Here is a 5,863-nt window from a genome sequence, read left to right as displayed (position 1 = left end):
AACCGGAGCGACCCGTGATGCCCACGAACTCGCCCGGCATCACATCGAAGCTGATGTGCTGGCAGCCCATCACGCGACGGTTCACGTTGTGCATGACGAACGACTTGGAAAGGTCCTTGATGGAGAGCAGAGGCGTAGCCATTTATGCCACCGTCCCTTCGACACCTGCCGCAGGACGACCGTAGCCGAACGGCTGGCTGGGATAATGCGTGCGGTACACCGAGTGTCCGCCCACGAAAGCGCGTGTGATAACGGGCACGGTGTCGCCGTTGTTGCCGGTTCCGATCTCGCGAACCACCAGCAGGTCGGCGCGCTTGCCCGGCGCCACCTCGCCCACCTGGGCGTCGATGCCCACCGCGCGCGCCGGATTGATCGTGACCAGCGCGAAGGCGCGGGCCAGGTCGATGCCGCACGTCCGATGCAGGATGAACACCGCATCGAGCAGGGCGGCCGGGTAGTAGTCGGAGCACAGGATGTCCACCACGCCCGCAACAACCGCATCGCGCGCCGAGAGATTGCCGGAATGGCTGTGTCCCATCACGGCGTTTGGCGCGCCGGCGATGGCGTGCATGCCCGATTCGATGGCGTAGCGCGCGGTGTCCTCGTTAATCGGGAACTCGCTGATGACAGCGCCCAGGCCTCGCATCACATCCACCTTGTCGTGCGAATCGTCGTCGTGGCTCGCGATGGAAATGCCATGCTCGCGCGCAAGCCCGGAAAGCTCGACCAGCTGCTCATAGGTCATCTTCTCGGCATTGAGGCGGTGCTTCACGATCTCGTCGAGCTCCTCTTTGGAGAGCTTGCCGTCGTGGTAGCCGTTCACCGTCTCGCGATACACGAGCATATCGCTGTATTGCCCCTGGCCAGGCGTATGGTCCATAAACGACACGAGGTCAAGCTTGCCCTCTTCAAGATAGGCGCGAACCTCTTCGTAGCGATCCACGGCATCAAGCTCCACGCGCAGATGCATGCGGTGGCGAATGAGGTGGTCGCGCTCCTCGCCCTGCTTCATCGCATTGATCGTATCAAGCAGCGTGCTCACGTTCTTGAAGTGGCGGATGGGTTTGGGCTTGAATTCATCGTGCCCCATCACTGACAGCGAGTGGTAGATGGTGGTGATGCCATGCCCCACCAACTCACGATCGCATTTGTAGAGCGACGTAGGCAGGTCCATCACCACGCTGGGACGCGGGCTTGCGATGTTCTCGATGTAATCGGAGTGGATGTCGATCATGCCGGGCGTCACATAGGCGCCGCGCGCGTCAACCACAGGCAAGCCGGTTGCTACATCGATGTCGAATCCGGGCGTTCCCGTGTCGTCGGCGCCCGCAAAATAGAGCGGCCGCACGGTAGCGGCGCTATCCGACGCGGGCACAATGGCCTCGATCACGCCGTCGCGCACCACCACATCGTGGTTCTCAAGGATGCGGTCAGCACACACCACGTTGCCGCCGCGGATAATCATAGAGTTGATATCAGGAGAAGGCATATCGAATGAAATCCTTTCAATGGGATGTCTTGCCGTGCTTGGTTTGATGCAGGGCTTAGTGCAGGCGGGACATGTCACGCGCAGTTCCGCATGGTAAACAGGCCAGTGGCCTGTTTAGTCCCTGCCTTCTGCGCCCGAGAGGGCGCATCGGCGGGCGCTTGTCGAACGCCGACCACGAGCAGGACTGTTTGAGCATGACGTGTCCCGCCTGCACAAAGCCCGGGCGAACCATGAGGCTACAGCAGTGAATACACCAACTGCTGGGTATACGCGTGCTGCGGGTCTTCGAGAATCTGGTCGGTCAGACCGTGCTCTATCACCTGGCCGTCGAGCATCACGAAGGTGCGGTCGGCCAGCATGCGGATGACGCCCAGGTCGTGGCTCACCACCAGCATGCTCACGTTGAAATCACGCCTGATGCGCAGAATCAGGTCGAGCACGCTCGCCTGAACCGACAGGTCGAGACCGGTGGTCACCTCGTCGAGCAGCAGGATGGGCGGGTTGTTGGAAAGCGCTTTAGCGATCTGAACGCGCTGCTGCATGCCGCCCGAGAACAGCGCCGGGGCATCCTTCGCGCGCCGCGCCGGAATGTTCACCTTGTCGAGCAGGTAGTAGCCGCGCTCGCACATGTGGCTCACGGTGCGGTCGCCCGCCGCGATCATCTGCTCGGCGATGTTGGACAATGAGGAGAAGTCCATGCGAAGCCCCAGGTAGGGGTTCTGATACACCATGCCGAACACCGAGTTGCGGATGTGCCGCTTCTGTTGGGGCGACGCGGTGAGAATGTTCTCCGCACCCCCGTCGTACGGCAGGGCGCGCACATCGCCCGAGGTCGCCTGCTGATCGAAGTAGATGCACTTCATGAGCGAGCTCTTGCCCGAGCCCGATTCGCCGACGATGCCGATGATCTCGCCCGGATACACCTCAAGGCTCACATCGCGCACGGCGTGCACGGTGCCGCACACGGGGCACACGTTGCGCTCGAGCTTGGCGTTGGGGCCCAGGCACGCAGGGCATCCCTTGCCGAATTTCAGCGACAGATGCGATACGGAAAGACAGGACGCCTCTTCCGCCGCGCCCGGGGTGCCAGTCGTCTTGGCGGCTTTGGCGGCAACAGCCATCGCGCTCATCTATTCACCGCCTTTCTCGGCGCGGCGCTTGGCGCACCAGGCCGTATCGTTGCATTGGTAGACCGTTTTGCCGGTGGCCTCGTCCACAAATTCGTCGAGGTACACGTCGGTCGCGCCGCACAGACGGCACGCGCGGCCCTCGAACGACTCGACGCGGAACGGATAGTCCTCGAAATCGAGCGGCTCCACCCGCGTATGGGGCGGCACGGCGTAGATCTTCTTCTCGCGGCCCGCACCCAAAATGGTCAGGTTGTCGGAGTCATTGAGCTTGAGCGTATCGAAGCGCGGAATAGGGCTCGGCGCCATCACGTAGCGCCCGTTCACCAGGCAGGGATGGTCAGCGCCCGTGGTGGTAGAGCCGAATTTCACGATCTGGTCGAACAGGCCCAGCCACGCGCCCGTGTAGTCGGCCTCGGCGTGGAGCACGCGCGTCTTGGCCTCGCTCGGCTCGAAGTCGCGCAGCGGCTCAGGCGTAGGCACCTGGAGCACCAGGATTTGGTCCTCGGTGAGCGGCTGCTCGGGGATGCGGTGGCGCGACTGGATGATGGTGGCCTCGCCCGTGTCTTCGGTCACCTCCACGTCGGTGGTGGCCGCCACGAGCTTCTTGATGTTCACGGCGTTCACGCTCTCGTCGCAGCCCTGGTCAATCACCTTGAGCACGTCATCGGCGCCGATGATGGCGAGCGTCACCTGCAGACCGCCCGTGCCCCATCCGCGCCCGATGGGCATCTCGCGGCTGGCGAAAGGCACCTGGTAACCCGGAATGGCAATGCCCTTGAAAATCGCGCGTCGAATCTCGCGCTTAGATGCCTCGTCGAAGAAGGCGAAGTTATACATCTGTTCCATCGGTCCCTATCGCTCCTTTTCATCCACGAGCGCTTCAGCTGCGGCACGCTCCGCTCCCGCCTCGGCACAGGCCGCATCGTTCGCGGCGCAGCCAGCATCGCCTTCGTGCGAACGCGCGGTGCGCACGGTGTCGAGCTTGGATTGGAACGTCACGTAGTGCGGAAGCTTGAGGTGCGAGATGAAGCCTTGCGCCTCCACGCCGTCCACGTGGTACAGCACGAACTCCTCGTCCTGCGTGGGATAGCGCGCATCGCCCAGATCGAGGCAGTGATCGAGCACGCTCATCGCGATTGCCTTGGTCTCGGCACCGCCCATGACCAGACCGTATCCAATTTCGAAGGACAGCGTGGTGACGCCCGCCTCCTCGGTTTCAACCTCGAACACGCTCTCCACCTCGGTGAGCGGGATGCTTCCCAGGTAGTAGGCGTCCTCGGCATCACAGGCTTCGACGCCCGGCACGTCCACGCACACCTCGGCCATGCCGTGTCGAAGCTCGCCCACCGTGGGATGAGACGGGCCATAGCCGCGAATGGCGGCATAGCCGAAGGCCTCCACCGCCTGCGTCATGCCACGCGAGAGCGTTTGCAGGCGCGCCGAACGCGCACAAGGGAACTCGAGCGCGCCCATGGTCACATCCACCGGCTCGGTGTCGTCGTTTTCGCAGGTGGGAAGGATGCCTTCCGCACGCAGGTAGTCGAGCACCTTGGGGTAAAGGCCGCCAGCTTCTGCGACCTCGGGCGATGCCTTGCCATCAAACACGCTCTCTTCTACCCCGAAATGCTGCGCCAACTCGGCCGCACGCTCGCGCTGCGCCTCAGGCGTCTCGCGCGCAAAATCGAAATCGATCAGTCGGTGGCTGTAGTCGCGCGTGGCACCTAGCACCTGGCCGCCGGGGATATCCTTGAACGCGGCGGAGATGCGACGGTCGACCCGCATCTTTGAGGTGTCAACCGTGCACGACACATACGGACGCTCAAGGGTGGAGCGGAACGCGCGCAGCAGGAACACGGCCTCCTCGATGGAGCCGCGCGCCTGCTTAAGCGCGAGCGCCGCCAGGTCGGGCGCGTAGAGCGAACTCTCGCCCATCACCTGGTCGATCGCGTCGGGAAACGCGCGGCGAATCGTATCGGGCTCAAGCGTGACGCCGCTGCGCGCCCGCTGGTATTCGAGCAGCTTCAGGCTCTCCTCAATGGCGAGGCCTCCGCCCCGCACGGCAACGTAGCCCATTAGCGCACCTCCCCACGGCTCGCGCAGGCGCCAAGCGCCACTACCTCAGACGATCGCGGAATAGCCACGATGCGCCCCGCCTTATCGGCGAGCACGATCTCGATTCCGCACGGATATTCGTCGCCGCGCGTCTCGCGGGCACGCTGCCATACGTCGGACGCCGCGTAGAAACGCGCTTCACCCGCTACGCCAGGACCGCTCACCGCGAACCCGAACATGCCTTCCTGCGGCTCCTGCGAAAGCCCGTCGCACCCGATGAGCACGGTGGCTCCCTTGTCGGGCAAAATGAGCGTGCCAGGCGTTGCCTTCTCAACCGCATAGGCTACGGTCGGGTCGGTGGCCTCATGCGGCACCACCACAAAAGCCGCCTGCGCCGCGCCCGCCGCGCGCGAACGCGTCTCGGAGGCGATGGCACGCTCGCGTACCGCATCGCCCAGATAGGCAAAGGTCACAGCTTGGTCGACGAACATGCGCACGAGCGTATCAAGCGAGGCATCGAGCCCCGTGGGCGTGGCGTCGCCCCGCAGAGGAAGCACGCCCACCGTACCGGGGCGCGCCAGAGCGCCCATTGCCGCCCTGAACGCATGCTGGATGCGATGGATTTCGGAATTCTGAGAGATCACAGCTCCACCTCCATCGTCGAGAAGTCCACGCGCGTCTTGTTGGCGATGGCCTGCTCGCGCGCCTGCTCGGCGTCGATGCGCACGCGCTCGGCGCGCAGCTGCTCTTCCCACTGCGCCGTATCGATGGACCCGCTCTCCAGCGAGAAGGCCGCGTCGATCAGAGCAAGGTCGAAGGCGAGCTGTCGGTCGTCGCCCATGACCATTCCCAGGCCCTGAGCGTCGCCCGCCTTCACGCGACACGATGTCATGAGCGCCTCGCCCAGGTAGAACTGCTGGCGCTTGGCCGATTCACGCACCTTGACCATCACCAGCCCTTCGCGCGGATCGTCAAGCACCTCGACGGGGAACGCGGATTCCACCTCGGACGCCATGCTGCGCGCGAGCGCCCGGTCGCCGTCTACGAGGATGCGCGTTCTTTCGCGTCTTCTCATACGTTTGGTTCCTTTCTTTTGTGCAACCGCTGACTGCTCCGCATTCAGCGGCGTGTCGCAAAGACAAGCTTTGCTCCCAGTTGGGGACTAAACAGGACATTTAGTCCTGTTTACCCT

At 63.7% G+C, this 5,863-nt stretch carries 6 protein-coding genes; all 6 read right to left on the bottom strand.

The genetic code is table 11. From position 1 onward, the window contains the following. Positions 1-142: 142 nt before the first annotated feature. Positions 143-1,489, bottom strand: a complete 1,347-nt coding sequence (locus Q0J60_RS05140) for an alpha-D-ribose 1-methylphosphonate 5-triphosphate diphosphatase (RefSeq protein WP_294439181.1) — start codon at positions 1,487-1,489, stop codon at positions 143-145. Between the two features lie 236 nt (positions 1,490-1,725). After that, positions 1,726-2,619 carry an ATP-binding cassette domain-containing protein gene (locus Q0J60_RS05135; RefSeq protein WP_294439180.1) on the bottom strand — a complete coding sequence of 298 codons (894 nt, stop codon included), beginning with the start codon at positions 2,617-2,619 and terminating at the stop codon, positions 1,726-1,728. Further along, on the bottom strand, positions 2,620-3,465 hold the full coding sequence (locus Q0J60_RS05130; protein WP_294439179.1) for an alpha-D-ribose 1-methylphosphonate 5-phosphate C-P-lyase PhnJ: 846 nt from the start codon (positions 3,463-3,465) through the stop codon (positions 2,620-2,622). It abuts the gene before it with no gap. Between the two features lie 6 nt (positions 3,466-3,471). After that, positions 3,472-4,692, bottom strand: a complete 1,221-nt coding sequence (locus tag Q0J60_RS05125; RefSeq protein WP_294439178.1) for a carbon-phosphorus lyase complex subunit PhnI — start codon at positions 4,690-4,692, stop codon at positions 3,472-3,474. Next, entirely contained in the window at positions 4,692-5,315 is a 624-nt protein-coding gene (phnH, locus tag Q0J60_RS05120) for a phosphonate C-P lyase system protein PhnH (RefSeq protein ID WP_294439177.1), read from the bottom strand. Before phnH ends, Q0J60_RS05125 begins: the two co-directional genes overlap by 1 nt. Next, the gene (phnG, locus tag Q0J60_RS05115) at positions 5,312-5,746 is read right to left on the bottom strand and encodes a phosphonate C-P lyase system protein PhnG (RefSeq protein WP_294439175.1); all 435 of its coding nucleotides are present in this window, start codon (positions 5,744-5,746) and stop codon (positions 5,312-5,314) included. The genes phnH and phnG overlap by 4 nt, the downstream gene beginning before the upstream one ends. Positions 5,747-5,863 lie beyond the last annotated feature (117 nt).

This window comes from uncultured Slackia sp. (assembly GCF_944321625.1).
Lineage (GTDB): Bacteria > Actinomycetota > Coriobacteriia > Coriobacteriales > Eggerthellaceae > Slackia.
This window is presented reverse-complemented; position numbering and strand designations above follow the sequence as displayed.